The sequence below is a fragment of the Nocardia sp. alder85J genome, from assembly GCF_020176955.2.
In the GTDB taxonomy this organism is placed as follows: Bacteria; Actinomycetota; Actinomycetes; order Mycobacteriales; family Mycobacteriaceae; genus Nocardia.
This window is the reverse complement of record NZ_JAIUCZ020000016.1, coordinates 118,225-137,287: the sequence shown is the minus strand read 5'-3', so window position 1 is coordinate 137,287 and position 19,063 is coordinate 118,225. Positions and strand designations below refer to the sequence as shown.

The following is a 19,063-nucleotide window of genomic DNA, read 5'->3' as shown; positions in this document are numbered from 1 at the left end:
TCCGCCTCGGTGACGCTTCCGACCTACTGCTTCATCCCCATCCAGTAGCGACGGGCCGAATGGAACGGGGTGGACCCCATCGGCGCGACCGCGACCGGCACTCCGAACGTCGACGCGTGCAACAACAGGCCGTTGCCCGCGTAGATGCCCACATGCGAGGCATCCGAATAGAAGAACACCACATCGCCGGGTTGCAGATCGTCCCGCGAGACCGGGGTGCCGACGGTGGCCTGCGCGAAGCTGGTGCGCGGCAGATTGATTCCGACCTGGTGGAAGGCCCACTGCACCAGACCCGAGCAGTCGAACTCGTCCGGCCCGGTCGCACCCCACACGTACGGGTCGCCGATGCGGGTGAGCCCGGCGGCCAGCGCGCTGGTGCCGCTGCCGGGGACCAGCCCCTGCAACAGGGTCTCGCGATCGAAGCCGGGCGGGAACAGCGAACCGAGGCTGGACTTCTCCCCCGCCGACAGCTGCCCCCACGCCTGGATGACCTGAGCCATCGCCGCCTGGAGGTCGGCGCGCTTGCGTTCCAGATCGGTGCGGACCGCATCGGCCTGGGCGGCGGCGGTGTGCGCGGCGTCGGCGGCGGTCTTGGCCGTGGTGTCGGCGATCGTCGCGGCCTTGTCCGCCTTGGCCAGACCGCTGTACTGCTGCGCGGTCTGCGCGGAGATCACGTCGAGCGCGGACATCTGGTCCAGCATCTGCTGCGGCGAATCGCTGACCAGGACCGAGAACAGGCGGTCGGTGCGGGCACCGGTGTAGGCGGCGATGGCGGCCCGATCGACATCGGGCTGGTATCGCTGCACATCCGCCTCGGCGGCGTCCAGAGTCTGTGCGGTGACGGCCTGTTTGGCGTCGGCGTCGCGGGCGATGCCCTCCTTGGCATCCAGATCGGTCTGCGCGGCGAGGGCCTGCTCGTTGAGTTGCTCGGACTGCCTGGACAGATCGAACAGTCGCTGCACGGCATCACTGGCGCTGGTCGGTGGATCCGCCGAAACCCCGCCGGCGGCGCAGACGCCGAGGACCAGTGCCCCGACGGCCAGCGAACCGCTCATCAGGCGTTTGGTGCGGTGCGTGTCCGGGTGTGCTGCCACGAGCTGCCGTGCCCCGTTCTCGAACTGGTATTCAGATGGATCGGAAGGTCTCGATGAGGTTACGAAACGGCGGCGGCGCGTGTCCAGTGGACCGCGAATCGATCACGGCCGCCGCCGGTCTCGCGACGGCCCGTTTCAGAACCGCCGGGCGCCGGTCACCGGCATCGAGTACAGGGGCGCGACATCCACGGGCTGCCCGTAGTCCGAGGCGTGCACGACATTGCCGTCGCCCACATAGATTCCGGAGTGGCTACCACCGTAGAAGGTCACCACGTCGCCCGGCTGCAGATCGTCCAGTGACACCGGATCGCCGGCGCCCTCCTGCTCGTAGCTGGTGCGCGGCACATCCACACCGGCCTGCTCGTAGGACCACTGCACCAGACCGGAGCAGTCGAACGAGTCGGGTCCGGTGGCACCCCAGCTGTACGGCGCGCCGATCTTGCTCATCGCGGCGTCGACCGCGCGCTGGCCCGGGGTCTCGGCCGGCGGGGGCGGCGGCGGCAGGAACGGCGCGAAGGGCGGCGGCAGCAGGCCGGGGGCAGGTGCGGGCGCGGCCGTGGCGGGATCGACGTCCACACCCGGGATGTCGTCCGGAACCGGGATGTCGTCGGGCAGGTCGATCTGCCCGATACCGGCGACGGCGACCGTCTGTGCCGCAGCGGGAACCGCGGGCAGCAGCAGCGCGCTGAGGGCGGCGGCTCCGACGGCTCCGACGGCAACGGTCCGGTACACCCGACCCAGCTGCTTGATCGCCATGATTCGTCTCCTCATCTGCCCCACGGCATCGCACCGGGTGATGCGCCGAACTCCGTGAGGTCTCGGAGTGATTACGAACGCATAACGGCGTCCTGTAAAGCTGCGGCGATGCGAAAGGTCCGAAATACATAAATGATCTCGATAGCCCTCGAGATATATCTCACACCAATCACAAACGCGTAACTTCAGAATATTCACCGGTGGGCGACACGCGCCCACCGGCCGGGGACACGCCCGGGTCGCGCGGCGGAGCGAGCCGACGAACGGCAGGTCGGCAACACCCTCGCGACCACGGAACAGACCGTTCGGTTCTTGAAAAGAATCGATCGGTCCCGGGGTCGCGAACCGGCCGCCGACGGGGCGGACCCCCGGACCCCGACCGCCCGGCATTCATCTGGAAAGCGAATATATGTGAGCCTGGTCACAGAGAGGTGTAATCGGGCAATCCGGAGCCCGCACGTAGGAGCCCTCGAGACTGCACGGGTACCCTTCGCGGAGCCGGGGAGATGTCGTACCCCGCCCCTACGCTCCAGGGCGTGTCCCAGCCCGTACCACGTCCCCGCCAGGCCCAGCTCGCCCTCGAGTTCCCCGGCGGCTCCGAGCGCCCCGGCGACGACCCGGACGTCCCGCTGTACGACACCACCTTCGTCGTGGTCGACCTGGAGACCACCGGCGGCAGCGCCGACGGCGACGCCATCACCGAGATCGGCGCGGTCAAGGTGCGCGGCGGCGAGGTGCTCGGTGAATTCGCCACCCTGGTCGACCCCGGCTGCCCGATCCCGCCGCAGGTCGTGCAGCTCACCGGCATCACCACCGCCATGGTCCGGGACGCGCCGCGCATCGAGGCGGTGCTGCCCGGTTTCCTGGAGTTCGCCGCCGGGGCCGTGCTGGTGGCCCACAACGCCCGCTTCGACACCCGCTTCCTGAAGGCCGCCGCACAGCAGTGCGACCTCGCCTGGCCGGCCCCACCGGTGCTGTGCACGGTGCAACTGGCCCGGCGCGTCCTCGACCGCGACGAGGCGCCCTCGGTTCGCCTGTCGGTGCTCGCCCAGCTGCTGGGCTCCGGCACCCGCCCGACCCACCGCGCCCTGGACGACGCTCGCGCGACCGTCGACGTCCTGCACGCGCTCATCGAGCGCGTCGGCAACCTCGGCGTGCACAGCCTCGCGGAGCTGATCGGCTATCTGCCGGAGGTGACCCGACGGCAGCGCGCCAAACGGCACCTCGCCGCCGACCTGCCCGCGACACCCGGCGTGTATCTGTTCCGCGGCCCCGGCGACGAGGTCCTCTACATCGGCACCGCGGTGAATCTGCGCCGGCGGGTGCACTCCTATTTCACCGGTTCCGACACCCGCACCCGGATGCGGGAGATGGTCGCGCTGGCAACCCGGGTGGATCACGTCGAGTGCGCGCACGGCCTCGAGGCCGGGGTGCGGGAATTGCGCCTGCTGGTCGCGCACACCCCGCCCTACAACCGCCGCTCGAAATTCCCCCGCCGCGCCTGGTGGCTCACCCTCACCGACGAGGCGTTCCCGCGCTTCACCACCACCCGCACACCGACCCCGGATACCTTGGGCCCCTTCAATTCCCGCTCCCACGCCGTCGCCGTCGCCGACACCCTCGCCGACTGGTGCGGCATCCGCACCTGCACCACCCGGATCCCCCGCACCGGCCGCCACGGCCCTGACTGCCCACCCGCCACGGTCGGCGGCTGCCCCGCCAGTGTCTTCGGAAAGCATTCGGACGCAACCGAATACGCTATCGCCCCGAACCTGGTCCGCGACCTCTTCGCCGGCCGCACCGACACCCCCCTGCACACCATGCGGCAACGCATCGAAAACCTCGCCGCCACAGAACAATTCGAGGCCGCCGCTCGACTACGCGACCGCACCCTCACCGTGATCCGCGCCCTGCGCCGCACCCAGCGCCTGGCCGCCCTGGCCCGCCTCGCCGAATTCGTCGCCGCCCGTCCCGACGGCGCCGGCGGCTGGGAATTCGCCGTCGTCCGCTACGGCCGCCTCGCCGCCGCGGGCACCGCCCCCCGCGGCACTCGCCCGATGCCGGTCGTGGACGCCCTGACCGCGAGCGCAGAGGCGGTGATCGGCCCGCCTGTTGCGCCGCCCCGCGATTCCGGCCATACCAGTGGGAGCCTCGGCAGTCGGTCACAGGTCCCACCCGAGGAGCGCACGGGTGGGAGTTTCCCGGGGAGTTACCCCTGTGCACTCGAAATCGGTCGTCGGCTGTCCGGTTCGGCTGCGGGGCTGTTGGACGGGGTGCCGGGCGGGCTCGGAGATATCTGTGGGCGCTGTGGGAAAGAGGACGACGTGCGGCGGGGGTGGTGTGGGGCCGAGGGGGCGTATCCACCGCTGCGCGGGGCTTCGCCGGAGGAGACCGGGCTGATCGTGCGGTGGCTGGCACAGCCGGGTGTACGGATCGTGCGGACCACGGAGGGGTACGCCGAGCCACGGCTCGGTGCCGGACGGTGGGGTGAGTGGGCGGCGCTTGCCGCGGCGGCCCACGCCGATGCGAGCGATTCCGCAGCGGAGTAACCGGACGACTTCGGCACCGGATCGGCCGGGGCGGGTGGAGACCCGGGCGGGGAGCAGGGCCGATCTAGACTCGGTCGCATGATTACCGCGATCGTGCTGATCCATGCCGAGGCTGCCCGCATTCCCGAGACCGCGCAGGCGCTGGCCGACCTCGCCGGGGTTGCCGAGGTGTACTCGTGCGCGGGGGATGTCGATCTGATCGCGGTCGTGCGGGTGCGGGACCACGAGGAGATCGCCGAGGTGGTCACCGGGCGGATCAACAAGACGGCGGGCGTGTTGCGAACCGACACCCATATCGCGTTCAAGTCCTATGCGCGGGCGGATGTCGAGGCCGGGTTCTCGATCGGGGAATGACCGGCTGATCGCGTGTGGCCGACGGCAGCCGAGAGGCGGTAGCCGGGGCAGCGGCCGATGAACGTCGCGCCCGCCTCGGCTCAGCCGAGCAGCACGGAGGCGCCGATCGGGGAGGCCCTCTTCCCGATGTCGATCGACTTGGTGACGCCGCCCGTGCAGCCCGGCAGCAGGTAGACGCGGGCGGGGCCGTCGCTGTGGTTGACCACCCGCAGCCGCAGCGGGAAGCTGCGCACGGTGACGCAGCGCGCTGTGCCCGAATACGAGCGTTCGTTGATGAGCACCCCGCTGGGCGCGGCCTGGGCGACGGCGGGTACCGCGAACATCACGGTCGCGGCGGCGAATACGCCGGACAGCAGCACAGCGCCGAATCTCGTTCCGGTGCCCCCCGACGGCGCCGGATCGCAATCGCCCCGGATGTCATCAGGGGCTGTCGGCTCACTCACGGTGAGACTGTAACCTGAGTCACCCGCCACGCGGGAGAATTACGCGCCCGGTGCGCCCAATTCGCCCGGTCGCGTGGACATCCGGTGACGGCCCGGCGAATTCCGTGTCCTTCCCGACATATAGCGAGGCCCCGAACCGGATGCGGTTCGGGGCCTCGAGGTTTGCGGAGCGGAGGCTCGGCGTCAGTGGTGGTCGTGATCCCCGCTGCCGCCGGTGAGCTGCGCTTGGACCTCGGCCAGGATCGACAGCTGCTTGTGCTCCTGCTCGTGCTCCACCGCGACCAGCGTCTCCTGCTGGTCGAGCGGGTCCGCGATGAGGAACGAGCCGGTGCCGGGCTTGCCGGCCGCGCCGAGCTTGTTCATCTTCTTGGGCACGGGGGCGCCCTGGTACTCCAGCGGGATCGGGTGACCGTGGTGGTCGACCGGGCCCAGCGGCTGGTGCACCTCGATGTACTCGCCGTGCGGCAGGCGCTTGATCACGCCGGTCTCGATGCCGTGCTCCAGCACCGCGCGGTCGCTGCGCTGCAAGCCGAGGCACATCCGGTAGGCGGCGAAGTACGCCAGCGGCGGCGCCACCAGCAGGCCGATCCGGAAGATCCAGGTCGTCGCGTTCAGCGAGATGTCGAACTTCATCGCGATGATGTCGTTCACACAGGCCAGGGTCAGCACCAGGTAGAAGGCGATGGCCATGGCGCCGATGGCGGTCCGCACCGGCACGTCGCGCGGCCGCTGCAGGATGTTGTGGTGGACGTCGTCGCCGGTCAGCTTCTTCTCGATGAACGGGTAGGCGATCAGCACCGTGAACACCAGGCCCATGATCAGCGCCACCCAGAACGCCGCCGGAATCGTGTACCGGCCCAGGTAGAGCTCCCACGGCGGCATCAGGCGGGCCATGCCGTCGGTCCACATCATGTAGAAGTCGGGCTGCGAACCCGCCGACACCTGGGACGGGTTGTACGGGCCCAGGTTCCAGATCGGGTTGATCTGCAACACGCCGCCCATGATCGCCACGATGCCCAGGGTGAACATGAAGAACGAACCCTGGTCGGCGGCGAACACCGGGATGATGCGGGCGCCGACCACGTTCTTCTCGGTGCGGCCCGGCCCGGGGAACTGGGTGTGCTTCTGGTACCACACCAGCGCCACGTGCGCGCCGATCAGCGCCAGGATGATGCCCGGGAACAGCAGCACGTGCGCCACGTACAGCCGCGGGATGATGATCGTGCCCGGGAAGTCGCCGCCGAAGATCAGCCAGTGCGTCCAGGTGCCGATCAACGGAATGCCCATGGTGATACCGCCGAACGCGGCGCGCAGGCCGGTACCGGAGAGCAGGTCGTCCGGCAGCGAGTAGCCGAAGAAGCCCTCGAACATCGCCAGGATCAGCAGCAGCGAGCCGATCACCCAGTTCGCCTCACGCGGCTTGCGGAACGCGCCGGTGAAGAAGATGCGGAACAGGTGGATGATGATCGAGCACGCGAACAGCAGCGCTGCCCAGTGGTGCACCTGCCGCACGAACAGGCCGCCGCGCACCTCGAAGCTGATGTTCAGCGCGGTCTCGTAGGCCCGCGACATGGTCACGCCACGCAGCGGCTGGTAGGCGCCGTTGTACACCACGTCGGTCATCGACGGATCGAAGAACAGCGTCAGGTACACACCCGACAGCAGCAGGATGATGAACGCGTACAGCGCGATCTCACCGAGCAGGAACGACCAGTGGGTCGGGAAGACCTTGTTGATCGACCGCTTGACGAACGCGGCCGCCCGGTAGCGCTCGTCCATCTCGTTGGCCTGTGCGGCCGCTTTGCCAGGACTCATGCCTGTCCCTCGCTAGCGTTCGGGCCAGGCATGTGCCCGGCACGCTGTGCTGATGATTCGCTCGCACGCTCGCTCATGAACGACGCTCCCAGTAGGCCGGGCCGAGGGGCTCGATGAAGTCGTGCGCGGCGACGACGTAGCCCTCGGTGTTGACGGTGATCGGCAGCTGCGGCAGCGCGCGAGCGGCGGGACCGAAGATCGGCTTACCCCACTCCAGCGCCGAGAACTGCGACTGGTGGCACGGGCACAGGATGCGGTTGGTCTGCTGCTCGAACAGCGAGGTCGGGCAGCCCAGGTGGGTGCAGATCTTCGAGAAGGCGAAGTAGTCGCCGTAGTTGAAGCTCTCCTGGCCCTTACGCTTGATCGCCTTCTGCGCGTCCTCGGTGCGGAAGCGGATCAGCATGACCGCGTTGCGGATGCCGCGCAGCGACTGGAGGGTCTCCTCCTCGTTACCGCGCCATTCTTCCTTCCACGGGAAGACCGTCTCCATCGCGCCGGCGTCCAGATCCTCCGCCTTGACCAGCACGATGTCCTCCGGGCGACCGGTGTCCTTGCGCAGGTAGATGGTCTGTCCCGGGTAGTCCGGGGTCCAGCCCGAGACCCACAGCGGCGACTTGTCACGCTGCGCCCACGGATTCTTGATCAGGCCGCCGACGAACACCAGCAGCGCGCCGACGCCCAGCACGCCGACGCCGAGGCCCGCGGTGCGGGTGATCAGCTTGCGGCGGGCCAGCGTCGAGGTCTCCAGCGAGTCCTGCAACTGGGCGACCAGGGTGCGGCGATCGGTCTGCGGGGACGGCCCGTCGTGCCGCTCCTGGATGGAGATCTCCGCGGGGATGAACTTCTTGCGGATCAGCACCATCGCGACGCCGATGGCCAGCACCGACAGGCCCAGCAGCAGGCCGTACAGCGGCGTGGTCAGCGAGTAGATGCCGGCGCCGGACTCGTCGCGGGACTTGTAGCGCCACGGCCAGAAGAGGAAGACACCGATCAGACCGGCCGCCGACAACGCCGAGACCAGGAACCAGAACGCCACCTGGCGCTCGGCGCGCTTCTCGGCGCGGGTGCCGGGCACGGGCCAGCGCGGTTCGCGGTAGACGACGTCGACGCCGTCGAGCTTGGTGCCGAGCGCGACCAGCTCCTCCTGCGACATCGCGTCCAGCTGGTCGTCGGTGGGGTTCAAGTCGCCGTGCCCGCTGGGCCCGCCCATGTCGCCTCGCTCCGTTTCTGTACTCATGGCTGCATCCGTTCGTCATGAACGGGGCGCTGCGTGGTTACGCAAGCCGCCGCCTCCGCGCCTGGTCCGTTCATGACCGCGAACCGATCCACATCGCCGAACCCACCAGCGCCACGATGCCGACGACCCAGATGGCCAGGCCCTCGGTCGCCGGGCCGAGCCCGCCGAGGCCGTAACCGCCCTCGGGGTGCGAGTCCATCCGGTTCTTCAGGTAGGCGATGATGTCGCGCTTCTCCTCCGGCGACAGCTGCCGGTCGGAGAACTTCGGCATGTTCTGCGGGCCGGTGAGCATCGCGTCGTAGATCTGCTGCGCGCTGGCCGACTCGAGCGGCGGCGCGAATTTACCGGAGGACAGCGCGCCGCCCTTACCGGTGAAGTTGTGGCAGGAGGCGCAGTTCATCCGGAACAGTTCGCCACCGCGGCCGAGGTCGGCATTCTTGATCAGCGAGTCCTCCGCGATCGAGCCGTCCGGGTCGCGCACCACCGTGGGGCCGCCGCCGTTGGAGGCGACGAACGCGCTCAGCGCGTCGGTCTGGTGCTCGTCGAACTTCGGCGGCTTGCGGACGATCTGCGAGCTGTTGGCGGCGGCCGGCATGCGGCCGGTGGACACCTGGAAGTAGACGGCGGCCTCGCCGACGCCGATCAGGCTCGGACCACGGTCCTGGATACCCTGCAGGTTGGCGCCGTGGCAGGTGACACACGAGGTGTCGTACAGCTGCTTGCCCTCGCGGATCAGGGCGGCCTGATCCTCGTCGGCGGTGGCGACCTGCGCGTGCGGGGTCAGCGCCGACGCCGCGAAACCGGCTCCGACCAGGCCCATCAGAAGAACCAGGCTACCGGCCAGCTTGCGGCGCAAGCGGCGCTGCTTCCGGGTCTTGGTGGCCTGAGCGCTCGAAACGCCGTCGACCCCGCTGATGGGGTCCGGCGCTGACGGGGGAGATGAACTCATCTGTGTCCCTTTGGAGTAGACGGAACCGACGTGTGCAAAGGCTGGTGTAGTTCTGATCCGGCTCAGCGGACGAAGTAGATCGTGGCGAACAGCCCGATCCACACGATGTCGACGAAGTGCCAGTAGTAGGAGACGACGATCGCCGCGGTGGCCTGCGCGGGGGTGAACTTGCTGACCTTGGTGCGGACCAGCAGGAAGATGAACGCGATGAGACCGCCGATGACGTGCAGACCGTGGAAGCCGGTGGTGATGAAGAACACCGAGCCGTACGAGCTGCTCGAGATCGAGGTGCCCTCGGAGTACAGCGCGTGGTACTCGGTGCCCTGACCGCAGACGAAGAACAACCCCATGAAGAACGTCACCACGTACCAGCGGCGCAGCCCGAACACGTCGCCCTTCTCCGCGGCGAACACACCCATCTGGCAGGTGAAGGAGGAGGCGACCAGCACGGCCGTGACCGGCACGGCGAGCTTCAGGTTCAGCTCGGTCGGTTCCGGCGGCCAGTTACCGTGGGCCTGCGCGCGCGCGACAAAGTACATGGCGAAGAGGCCGGCGAAGAACATCAGCTCGCTCGACAGCCAGATGATGGTTCCGACGCTGACCATGTTGGGCCGGTTCAGCGAATGCACGCGCTGAGTAATGGCCGATCCTGGGGTCCCTACTGCGGTCGTCACGCCGGTAAGTATGACTCGTCGTAGTACGACAGGAGTACCCGGGTGGGAATCTTGACCCCCTCTGTCGGAAAGCGCAGCGTCCCAGCGGCACTCGCAGCACCCCGGCGTGTCCCGATGGTGATGGCTTTCGCCCTGGTAGAGACTCTTTCGCCCGATTCCGCCGACGGTCTCCGAGCGCCGGGGCACACCCGCGCATGTCCGGCCCGGCGCCACCGCCACGACGCCCGCGGACGATGATGACCGCATGGGCGTACGAACGTGGTGGCAGCGGTTTTCGAGCCGGCAACCCGCTCCGGCACTGGACACCCGGCCGGATCTGGTCGTGGTCGCCGCGAGCTTCGACGACGCCGAAGCCTGCTCGACGGCCCTGGCCCGCGGCGTCACCTGGGATCCCGACGCCCCCGTCCTGCTGCGCCACCACCTGCGACTGCCCGCCGACCGGATCGAACAGGTGCTGGCCATCGCCGCCCAGGACGGCTACTCCCCCGCAATCGGCGGCGAGGACCTGCTGTATCTGCAACGCGAACAGCTCCTCGACGCCCTGCACTGCGCCCAGGAACGCGCCCGGATGGCGAGTCTGGCCCAGCGCCACGACGGTGACGCCCTGGGCTGGGAGGCCCTGCAACCGGCTCCGCCGCCGGGCGACAACCCGATCGCCCCGGCACACTAGGCTGCTGGTGCACAGGTTCCCCGGCGTCCCGCCGGTGGCAGCGAAGGAGTAACGGCGATGACCGCGCGCAGCTGGCCCGAGATCCTCGGGTCCCTCACCGATGGTGTCGATCTCACCGCGGACGAGGCTGCCTGGGCCATGGACGAGATCATGTCCGACAACGCCACCTCCGCCCAGATCGCGGCCTTCGGCGTCGCGATCAAGATGAAGGGCCCCACCCCCACCGAACTGGCGGGCCTGGCCACCGGCATGCTGCGGCACGCCACCCGCGTCCCGCTGACCATCCCCGCGATCGACATCGTCGGCACCGGCGGCGACCGCTCCGGTTCGGTGAACATCTCCACGATGTCCTCGGTGGTGGTGGCCGCCACCGGCATCCCCGTGGTCAAACACGGCAACCGCGCCCTGTCCTCGCGCAGCGGCGGCGCGGACGTGCTGGAGGCCCTCGGCGTCCGCATCGCCCTCGGCCCCGAGGCCGTCCTCGAATGCGTCGGCAAAGTCGGCATCGCCTTCTGCTTCGCCCCCCTCTACCACCCGGCGCTGCGCTTCGCCGGCGCCGCCCGCAAGGAGATCGGCATCCCGACGGTCTTCAACGTCCTGGGCCCCCTCACCAACCCCGCCCAGCCGAAGGCGGGCCTGATCGGCTGCGCCTTCCCGGCCCTGCTCCCCGTCATCGCCGGCACCTTCGCCGAACGCGGCGCCAACGCCCTGGTGGTCCGCGGCGACGACGGCCTGGACGAGATCACCACCGCCGACCTCACCCGCGGCTGGCTGGTCACCGGCGGCCGTGCCACCGAGATCACCATCGACCCCACCCGCCTGGGCATCCGCCGCGTCGAGCCCGCGGCCCTGCGCGGCGGCGACGCCGACGCGAACGCCGCCATCGCCCGCGAGATGTTCGCCGGCGCCCCCGGCCCCGTCCGCGACGCCGTCCTCCTGAATTCCGCCGCCGCCATCACGGCCTACGAACTCACCCCCCAGACCGCCGCCACCGACCTCCACACCACCCTCGCCGCCAACCTCACCCGAGCCGCCGCATCCGTCGACTCCGGCGCCGCCACCACCCTCCTCGACCGCTGGGCCACCCTGAGCCACGAACTCGCCACCGACTGAGCCGTATCCGCCTACCGCTCAGTCCGGGATCGCGTCCGTGTGATCGGTTGGGGCGCCGACCAATTCGGCCGCGGTGTCGTGGATCTTCGCGAGTGCCGCCAGGAGGCCGGCGAGTTCCTCCGGGGTGAGGCGCGCGGTGATGCTGTCCTCCAACGCCTTCCGGTCGGCTTCGATCGGATCCTGGAGGGCGCGACCGGCTTCGGTAAGCCACAGGCGGACCAGGCGCAGGTCCTGTTCGTCGCGGCGGCGTTCCAGCAGGCCCGCGGCGGCCATCCGGTTGGCCGCCTTCACCACCGTCGGGGTGGTCACGTTCAGGGCCGCGGCCATCTCCCCCGGGGTGCGGCCGTCGTCGTCCCACAGCGCGGCCAGCACCAGGTTCTGGCCCAGGTGCAGTCCGTGTCGCCGCATATCGCGATCGGCCAAGGCGCGCACCAGTTTCGAGGTGCGGCCGTGCAGGTCCAGGAATTCCGGCACGGGTCTCCTCCGGGGTTGACGGGAAACTCGTTTGCCGTCTAACGTTTTTATCGTTAGACGGCAAACGATCTGGAGGGACAATGATACTGGTCACCGGTGCCACCGGGAATGTCGGCAGTGCGCTGGTGCGCGCACTCGATCGGCGCGGCGTGGAGGTGCGGATACTGGTGCGCGAACCGGCGCGGGCGGCGGATCTACCCGCGCGAGCGCGGCGCGTGGTCGCCGATCTGACCGATCCCGCTACGCTCCCACCGGCTTTCGAGGGCGTCGACGCGGCCTTCCTGATGATTCCCGGGCTGGCGGTGGCGCCGGCCGCCGCGGCGGTGGCCGCGGCACGGCGGGCCGGGGTGCGGCGACTGGTCCTGCTGTCGTCGTTCAACGTGCTCGGGGATCCGATGCCCGCGATGGGCCGCTGGCATCACGAGCGGGAGCGGATCGTCAGGGACAGCGGCATTTCCGCGACGATCCTGCGGCCCGGCGGCTACATGACCAACGCGCTGGAGTGGGTGACCGCGATCCGGGCCGGGCAGCCGGTGCTGGATCCCAGCGGTCCGGGCCGCTACGCCCCGATCGACCCGGCCGATATCGCGGCGGTGGCGGCGCTCGCTCTCACCGAGGACGGGCACGACGGCGCCGAGTACGTCCTCACCGGCGACGAAACCTTCACCGCCGCGGAACAAGTCGCGGTGCTCGCGGCCGCGCTGGGCCGAGTGATCCCGGTGCGCACGGCCGCCACCCCGGAGGAGGCGGTCCGCGCCCGCTACGCCGACGGCGCCCCGCCCGCACTGGCCGAGGCCATCCTCGAGGGCTTCACCCTGATGCGCGCCGACACCACGGGCCTGCGCACCGACACCGTGGCAACCCTGCTCGGCCGCCCGCCGCGCACCTTCGCGGACTGGTGCACCCGCCATGCCGGCCGGTTTCGCTGACCGGCTCCGCGCCTACTGCCCGGCGCTCCGGACCGGACCGCGCCGATCGTCGAGGCAGGCGAAGGCCAGGCCGCCGAGCATGGCGAGGTTCTTCTGGAACTGGATGCGCTCGAATCGCCAGACCTCGGGCTCTCCCTCCTGCCAGAACCCGTGTCCCGCAACGGTGGTCGGGACCATCGAGATCGCCAGCACGGCCGCCGACACCCGCGGGAACAGGCCCAGGGCGAGCAGGAGACCACCCACGGCCTGCACCGCGCCGTTACCGCGGACGATCGACTCGTCGTCCCCCGGCAGCGGCACGAACCGGCGCAGCGCCGCCAGCGTGTCCGCGGCGATCTCGACCCGCTGACCGGGTGCCCGCGCGACCTCCCAGCCGAGTATCGCGTACGTCGATCCCGTGAGGATCCGGGCGGCGGTGCGTAACAGGATCACGGTCGAATTCCCATTTCTTCGGTCGTTCCCGGATGAGCTGCCGCCGGCGACGGGTCCGGTTCGGGTGCGTAGTGGAAGACGCCGGCGGCGACCGCGACGAGCCCGGCGCCGGCGGCGATGGCCGCGGCCGGGGACAGCCGCAGCAGCACGGCGCCGCCGCCCGCGCCGCACAGCATCGCCGCGATCGAGCCCAGCCGGCGGCCCGGTTTGGCGCCGGTGCCGCCACCCAGGACCGAATCCGCCGCCAATCCCGTGATCGTCAGGGTCAGCACCGTCGTGGTGAGGTCGGGGGGCGCGAGCCTGCGCACGGTGGCGTTCTGCAATCCGAAGCACACGGCCAGCACCACGAGCAGCCCGTAGGTCCCCGGCCTGGATCCGCCGAGCACGCCGGCGCCGGTGAGCACGGCCGCGACCGCCATCACGACGGCTTGCAGGCCGAAAACTCCGGTGAGCCAGCGGCGGGGGCGGTCGTGCAGGTGACTGCCCGCACGACCGCCCAGCAGGGAACCGGCCAGAAAACCGGCGATGGCGACCAGCGAGGCGGCGGCCGACAGCCCGGACCCGGGGTCCAGACCGAACCCCAGGAAGACGATGTTGCCGGTCATGTTCGCGACGAACACATGTCCGAGCGCGAGATAACTGACGGCATCGACCGATCCGGTGGCCACGGTCAGCAGCAACAGCGCTGCCACGGCCCATCGACGTGCGACCGGCAGTCCGGGTGCGGCCATCGGTTCGCCCTTCCTCTCTGTGTCAGGCCGGCGCGGCGTCCGGTTGCACCGCGGCCGCCGGGGACACCCGTGCCCGATTGATCGCGAAATAGCTGTAGCCGATGCCCACTACGAGCAGCACCGCCAAGGCCAGGGTGGTTCCGTAGTTGCCGAGGTCGAGACCGCCCTTGGCATGAGATTTCGAGAAGAAGTTTCCCATGGTGGTGCCGAGCGGGCGAGTGAGCACGAACCCCAGCCAGAACAGCAGGACTCCGGAGATCCTGGTCGTGTAGTGCGCGATCATGATCACCACCATGATCGCGGCGATGAGCGCGCCGCTCGGCCAGAAGCCCAGGTGTAGGCCGTCGGCGAGATAGTCGCCGAGGGCGGTGCCGAGGGTGTTGGACATCAGGATCGCGCCCCAGTACAGCAACTCGGCGCGCCGGGTGGTGATCTGCTGGACGTCGAAACTCAGCCCGGTGCTCCGCCAGATCAGGAAGACCAGGATCAGGCCCGCGCCCATGACGGTCATGCCCCACTCGTAGCCCAGGCCGCTCTTGGTGCTGATGCTGGAACCAGGCCCGCGGTCGATGAAGTCGGCCAGGGTGGTGCCCATACTGGTCGTGGCCACGATCGCCGCCCAGTACAGCGCGGGATGGAATCGGCGCACCCCCAGCTGAGCGGCGAGGCAGACGGCCAGGATCACGAAGAACAACACCGTCGACATGGCGTAGCCGAGATTCAGCGACAGCGACAGCGAATCCCCGCCGGTCTCGCCGAAGGTGGTGGCGGCGATCTTCATCGCCCAGAACAGCGCGGTGACCTGCGGAAGCTTGTAATCGGAGAGCAAACTGCGGACGGATGTGTTCACTGGCTCGTACTTTCTGTCTGGCCGCCCCACCAACTGCCGGTCGAACTCACGCCGTATCGGCGCGCCAAGTCCTCGGCCTTGTCGAGGTCGTAGCTGATCCCGTAGCGGGCGCCCAGCGCGTGGATCACGTCCTGGCCGGTCTCACCCGCCTCGGTGAGTTCACCGAATCGGAGGAAGTAGCACTCGAATTCGCCACCGGGGTTGCTGATCTCGATCATCCGCGCGGGCGTGCCGGTGGCATTCCACAGCGCGTGGCGCACCCCGCGCGGGCGGAAGATGCAACTGCCGGTCGGGGCGACGAACTCCTCGTCCCCCACCAGGAAACCCAGCTCACCTTCCACGACATAGCTGACCTGGTCCTGAGCGGTGTGCGTGTGCGGCGCCACCATGACGCCGGGGCCCACCGGCTGTTCGTGCATCGTGTAGGCGCCGCCGGTCCATTCGGCGGACACCTTGTACACCACCGACATCGATCCGGTGCGGATCGCCCGGCCCGCTCCGGGCGGCAGGAAGGCGACGGTGTCGCGCAGGGTCGACGGCACGGATTCGGGTACGGTGTCCGGCGCCGTGGTCACAGCAGACCACGGATGCTGCCGCCATCCACTCCCCAGATCGTGCCGGTGACGAAGGACGCCGCGTCGGAGGCGAGGAACGTGATGACCCGGGCGATCTCCTCGGGCCGGCCCATCCGACCGGCCGGAATCTGCCGCTGCGAGAGTTCGTGTTCCACTGCGGCTTTCGCGTCCCGGCCGTGCAGATTGCCGAGGGTGTCGGCGAATCCGCCCGGTCGTGTCCACAACGGCGTCCACACCGGGCCCGGCGCCACCGCGTTGACCCGCACGGCCGGGCCCTCGGCCAGCGCCAGGGATTTGGTGACCGACAGCAGCCCCACCTTGGACACCTGGTAGTCCATCGGCGCGGCCTCGGGCTGGCGGGCCAGATCGGAGGAGTTGCTCACGATGCTGCCGCTGCCACGTGATCGCATCTGCGGCAACACGTATCGGATCGCCCGCAGCGCCGAGAACAGATTGATCTGCAACGTCGCCGCCCAGTCGTCGTCGGTGAGTTCGTCGAACGACCGTGCGAAACACCGGCCGACGTTGTTCACCAGCGCGTCGACCCGGCCGTCGTGGGGCCGCAGCGCGGCCTCGAGCCCCTCGGAAACCCCGTCGGCGGTGGACAGGTCGGCCACGGCGGTGGATACCTCCGCGCCGAGTTCCGCGACCTGCTCCGCGGTCGTCTTCAGTTCCGTCTCGTCCACGTCGATCAGCGCCAATCGTGCGCCCTCCCGGGCGAATTCGAGCGCCGTGGCCCGGCCGATCCCGCTCGCCGCGCCGGTCACGACGACGACGCGGCCTTCCAGCTCCAGGTTCATCCGACGGCAACTTCCGTGGCGATCAGCCGAAGTTCTTCGCCCGCAGCGGTATTGGTGATCCGCCGGTCGGTTCCGGCCGGTACCGCCACGCACAGTCCCGGACCGCCGGTGTAGGTCTCGCCCTCGACGGTGATCGCGGCGCTGCCGTCGAGGACGAGGACCACCTCACACGTCTCGGGCAGCGCGTAGTCCCCCAGCGTGCCGTGCGGTTCGAGCAGGATCTCGCTGAACGCCTGCCAGGGCCCGGTGAACAGACCGGCCAGCGCGACGGACGACACCCGGACCGGCTGCGGCGAGCCGCGGAAACCGTCGACCGGCGCCATCCCGTCGGCCATCCGCACGAACACCGGCTCGAGTTCCCGTGCGTCACCGGGGTAGACCTCGGTGACGAAGAAGACCATGTCCTGCTCGCCGTGGTTGTCGATGGCGTGCCGGGTCCCGATCGGCGTGGTGATGAGATCTCCGGCCCGCACCTGGTGTGTGCGGCCGTTCACCCGCATCGTGGCCGCACCGGACACGATGTAGTAGATCTCCTCGGTCCGGCTGTGCACATGCTCCCCCACCCCGGCTCCCGGCAGGAGCGTGACGTGCTCGACGGTGTTCCATTCACCCTGCAGATGCGCGCCGTAGGCGAGTTGCTTCCAGCGGGCCGTGCCGGTGCCACCGATCTGCCTGATGGTGGTCGCCGGACCGCTGGTGTCGTTGACGATCGGCCCGTATCCGCGGTATTCCACCGGCGGCTCGGCGGTGATCTGCTCTGTCATGGTCGGCACTTCCCGCTAGGCGGCGACCGTCGTCCCGGACGACGGTTCCGGAAGGTAACTGTTGATGGCGGACCGCAGGATGTCCTCGTCCACTTGCGTGATGATGTTGTCGCCGACCCAGTGCGGGCGGCCGAGCCCTTCCAGCACGATCATGTCGGCGGCGCCCGGCCGGGCCGGGACGTAACCGCGCTTGTTGTCCCGCCGGACCACCGCCAGGATCTCGTCGACCGTCAGCTGCCCCGGTAGCGCGACGGGAGAGCCGTTGCGCTCCAACAGGATCCGGTGCGCCTCCGCATCGCTCTCGTCCATCAGGCCGAGCAGGCACGACACGCGCGCCGCGACGAGCATGCCGACGCCGATCGCATGGCCGTGCCGCAATTGCCCGCCGGTGAGCAGTTCGGCCGCGTGCCCGACGGTGTGCCCGTACTCGAGGACCAGCGCCTCACGTTTCTCCCGATGGTCCAGGCGCATCACGCTGATCTTGGCGGTCACGCACAGATCGATGAATTCGGAAATGGTCCGCATGTCGTACACGGCGTCCGGCCGCAATTTCGCGGCAACCTCGTCGTACCGGTCGGGACAGATTCCCAGCACGTTCTTGATGGTCTCGCAGAGTGCGGACCGGATCTCCTCCGGCGGCAGCGTCGAAAGGAAATCCAGATTGTTCCACACCAGTACCGGCGTGTAGAAGGTGCCCAGATGGTTCTTGCCGATCCGCGAGTTGACCGCCTGTTTCAGCGAGAGCACCGAATCCGACATGCCGAGCAGTGTGGTCGGCAGGTGGACCAGCCGAATTCCGCGGAATATCAGCGCGGCCAGCAGACCCGCGACATTGCCGGCGAGCCCGCCGCCCAGGGCGACGATCACTGTGTTGCGGGTGGCCCCCGCGCCGATGACCTGCTCGGCCAGCCGGTCCAGCGTCTCGACGTTCTTGGCCTTCTCCGAGTTCGGCACGGTGAACACTGCCGTGGCCGCGACCGCGGCGAGGCAGGTCTCGGCCGCCGCGACGAGGTCCGCCGGCACCCCTTCGTCGGTCACCACGGCGAACCGGTCGGCGTCGAGTTCGGTCATTCGACGGGCGAATTCGTCCCAGGACCGATCACCGGATTGCACATGGAATGGATAGCGGATATCTCCGAACTGTACTTCGCGTTCGAAGGCGATGGCGGACATGCCCGTTCGCTCCTGTCAATTCGATGAATTGCACGGAAAACAACTCAGCCGTGCCTCGTCGCAGACTGTTCGAGCAGACTTCGCGACGCATTACCGGCCGGCCGTGGCGATTCGCCGCTACCTCTACTACAAGCACAGACAGTACACCGGACCGACCCGTCTGTTAATTACCGAACAATGAACAGCCTGCAACGTGCGCCGCCGGTACGGCGACATCCACGAAAATCATACGAAAATGCTACCGACATTCTCCGCACCCGGAACCGGAAGACCTCCGATGTCTACGGAAAACGCACTACTTCCTAAATGTCTGAAATGTGAAGTTCTATTTCCGGGTCGCCCGGACCGAGCAGTCCGTACCAACGAGTTGGAATCCGTTCCGTACGGAGATGATCGTCGGCGGGACAGACCTTGTGCGGAAGCGGTTTTCCACCGTACGACGCCCGGACGTGAAAACTGCTGAATGCAGCCTTCTGATCGGATAATTCGGCGTATCGCCTGTCAATCCCGATATACGACTGCCGAATTCGGCGGCGACGGCGCGGCCCTGCCCGTCCGGTCCGCAACGTCCGGACCCGAGCGGGCAGCGGCAGGGCGGACCCGGGCGGCCGGCGTGCGCGGAAAGGTGCGGCCGTGGCGCGGGGCCGAGGCACAGAGAAGACGAAAAATCCGGCCGCCCAA

20 protein-coding genes are annotated in these 19,063 nt (G+C 69.0%); 5 read left to right on the top strand and 15 right to left on the bottom strand.

Annotated elements, in window-relative coordinates:
• Nucleotides 1-23: 23 nt before the first annotated feature.
• Both LBW94_RS41050 and LBW94_RS41045 read right to left on the bottom strand, forming a co-directional pair.
• A complete protein-coding gene (locus LBW94_RS41050) occupies nucleotides 24-1,055 on the bottom strand; it encodes an NlpC/P60 family protein (protein WP_225059800.1) in 1,032 nt (343 codons plus the stop codon).
• A gap of 174 nt (nucleotides 1,056-1,229) precedes the next feature.
• Nucleotides 1,230-1,850 carry an NlpC/P60 family protein gene (locus tag LBW94_RS41045; protein ID WP_225059801.1) on the bottom strand — a complete coding sequence of 207 codons (621 nt, stop codon included), beginning with the start codon at nucleotides 1,848-1,850 and terminating at the stop codon, nucleotides 1,230-1,232.
• A 536-nt stretch (nucleotides 1,851-2,386) separates the two neighbouring features.
• On the opposite strand from LBW94_RS41045, the gene LBW94_RS41040 reads away from it, so the two are divergent.
• Entirely contained in the window at nucleotides 2,387-4,399 is a 2,013-nt protein-coding gene (locus LBW94_RS41040; protein WP_225059802.1) for a DEDD exonuclease domain-containing protein, read from the top strand.
• Between the two features lie 78 nt (nucleotides 4,400-4,477).
• A complete protein-coding gene (locus tag LBW94_RS41035) occupies nucleotides 4,478-4,753 on the top strand; it encodes an Lrp/AsnC family transcriptional regulator (protein ID WP_225059803.1) in 276 nt (91 codons plus the stop codon).
• An 80-nt stretch (nucleotides 4,754-4,833) separates the two neighbouring features.
• On the opposite strand, the gene LBW94_RS41030 is transcribed toward LBW94_RS41035, so the two are convergent.
• From LBW94_RS41030 to LBW94_RS41010, 5 genes are all read right to left on the bottom strand, one after another.
• Complete coding sequence (locus LBW94_RS41030; protein ID WP_225059804.1) at nucleotides 4,834-5,196, bottom strand: hypothetical protein; 363 nt, start codon at nucleotides 5,194-5,196, stop codon at nucleotides 4,834-4,836.
• Nucleotides 5,197-5,379: 183 nt separating this feature from the next.
• The gene (locus LBW94_RS41025; protein ID WP_225059805.1) at nucleotides 5,380-7,011 is read right to left on the bottom strand and encodes a cytochrome b; all 1,632 of its coding nucleotides are present in this window, start codon (nucleotides 7,009-7,011) and stop codon (nucleotides 5,380-5,382) included.
• Between the two features lie 73 nt (nucleotides 7,012-7,084).
• On the bottom strand, nucleotides 7,085-8,221 hold the full coding sequence (locus LBW94_RS41020; RefSeq protein WP_225059873.1) for a ubiquinol-cytochrome c reductase iron-sulfur subunit: 1,137 nt from the start codon (nucleotides 8,219-8,221) through the stop codon (nucleotides 7,085-7,087).
• A gap of 97 nt (nucleotides 8,222-8,318) precedes the next feature.
• The gene (locus LBW94_RS41015; RefSeq protein WP_225059806.1) at nucleotides 8,319-9,197 is read right to left on the bottom strand and encodes a c-type cytochrome; all 879 of its coding nucleotides are present in this window, start codon (nucleotides 9,195-9,197) and stop codon (nucleotides 8,319-8,321) included.
• 62 nt (nucleotides 9,198-9,259) lie between these two features.
• On the bottom strand, nucleotides 9,260-9,871 hold the full coding sequence (locus LBW94_RS41010) for a cytochrome c oxidase subunit 3 (RefSeq protein ID WP_225059807.1): 612 nt from the start codon (nucleotides 9,869-9,871) through the stop codon (nucleotides 9,260-9,262).
• A 244-nt stretch (nucleotides 9,872-10,115) separates the two neighbouring features.
• Here LBW94_RS41010 and LBW94_RS41005 point away from each other — a divergent pair, with 244 nt between their 5' ends.
• Both LBW94_RS41005 and trpD read left to right on the top strand, forming a co-directional pair.
• On the top strand, nucleotides 10,116-10,541 hold the full coding sequence (locus LBW94_RS41005; RefSeq protein WP_225059808.1) for a ribonuclease E inhibitor RraB: 426 nt from the start codon (nucleotides 10,116-10,118) through the stop codon (nucleotides 10,539-10,541).
• Between the two features lie 57 nt (nucleotides 10,542-10,598).
• Nucleotides 10,599-11,654, top strand: a complete 1,056-nt coding sequence (gene trpD / locus LBW94_RS41000; protein WP_225059809.1) for an anthranilate phosphoribosyltransferase — start codon at nucleotides 10,599-10,601, stop codon at nucleotides 11,652-11,654.
• Nucleotides 11,655-11,672: 18 nt separating this feature from the next.
• Here the strand turns inward: trpD and LBW94_RS40995 are convergent, their stop codons facing one another.
• Nucleotides 11,673-12,128, bottom strand: a complete 456-nt coding sequence (locus LBW94_RS40995) for a MarR family winged helix-turn-helix transcriptional regulator (protein ID WP_225059810.1) — start codon at nucleotides 12,126-12,128, stop codon at nucleotides 11,673-11,675.
• A gap of 80 nt (nucleotides 12,129-12,208) precedes the next feature.
• Between LBW94_RS40995 and LBW94_RS40990 the strand changes: the two genes are divergently transcribed.
• Complete coding sequence (locus LBW94_RS40990) at nucleotides 12,209-13,057, top strand: NAD(P)H-binding protein (RefSeq protein WP_225059811.1); 849 nt, start codon at nucleotides 12,209-12,211, stop codon at nucleotides 13,055-13,057.
• 12 nt (nucleotides 13,058-13,069) lie between these two features.
• Here the strand turns inward: LBW94_RS40990 and LBW94_RS40985 are convergent, their stop codons facing one another.
• The 7 genes from LBW94_RS40985 to LBW94_RS40955 form a co-directional block, all read right to left on the bottom strand.
• Entirely contained in the window at nucleotides 13,070-13,489 is a 420-nt protein-coding gene (locus LBW94_RS40985) for a DoxX family membrane protein (RefSeq protein ID WP_225059812.1), read from the bottom strand.
• Nucleotides 13,486-14,220, bottom strand: a complete 735-nt coding sequence (locus LBW94_RS40980) for a YoaK family protein (protein WP_225059813.1) — start codon at nucleotides 14,218-14,220, stop codon at nucleotides 13,486-13,488. The genes LBW94_RS40985 and LBW94_RS40980 overlap by 4 nt, the downstream gene beginning before the upstream one ends.
• Before the next feature lie 22 nt (nucleotides 14,221-14,242).
• Nucleotides 14,243-15,001 carry a hypothetical protein gene (locus tag LBW94_RS40975; protein WP_255634694.1) on the bottom strand — a complete coding sequence of 253 codons (759 nt, stop codon included), beginning with the start codon at nucleotides 14,999-15,001 and terminating at the stop codon, nucleotides 14,243-14,245.
• Nucleotides 15,002-15,066: 65 nt separating this feature from the next.
• The gene (locus tag LBW94_RS40970; protein ID WP_225059815.1) at nucleotides 15,067-15,645 is read right to left on the bottom strand and encodes a cupin domain-containing protein; all 579 of its coding nucleotides are present in this window, start codon (nucleotides 15,643-15,645) and stop codon (nucleotides 15,067-15,069) included.
• Entirely contained in the window at nucleotides 15,642-16,445 is an 804-nt protein-coding gene (locus LBW94_RS40965; RefSeq protein ID WP_225059816.1) for an SDR family NAD(P)-dependent oxidoreductase, read from the bottom strand. Before LBW94_RS40965 ends, LBW94_RS40970 begins: the two co-directional genes overlap by 4 nt.
• Nucleotides 16,442-17,209 (bottom strand): cupin domain-containing protein, encoded by a 768-nt coding sequence (locus tag LBW94_RS40960; protein ID WP_225059817.1) that lies wholly within the window; start codon nucleotides 17,207-17,209, stop codon nucleotides 16,442-16,444. Before LBW94_RS40960 ends, LBW94_RS40965 begins: the two co-directional genes overlap by 4 nt.
• 15 nt (nucleotides 17,210-17,224) lie before the next feature.
• The gene (locus tag LBW94_RS40955; RefSeq protein WP_225059818.1) at nucleotides 17,225-18,382 is read right to left on the bottom strand and encodes a 2-deoxy-scyllo-inosose synthase; all 1,158 of its coding nucleotides are present in this window, start codon (nucleotides 18,380-18,382) and stop codon (nucleotides 17,225-17,227) included.
• Nucleotides 18,383-19,063: the final 681 nt, after the last annotated feature.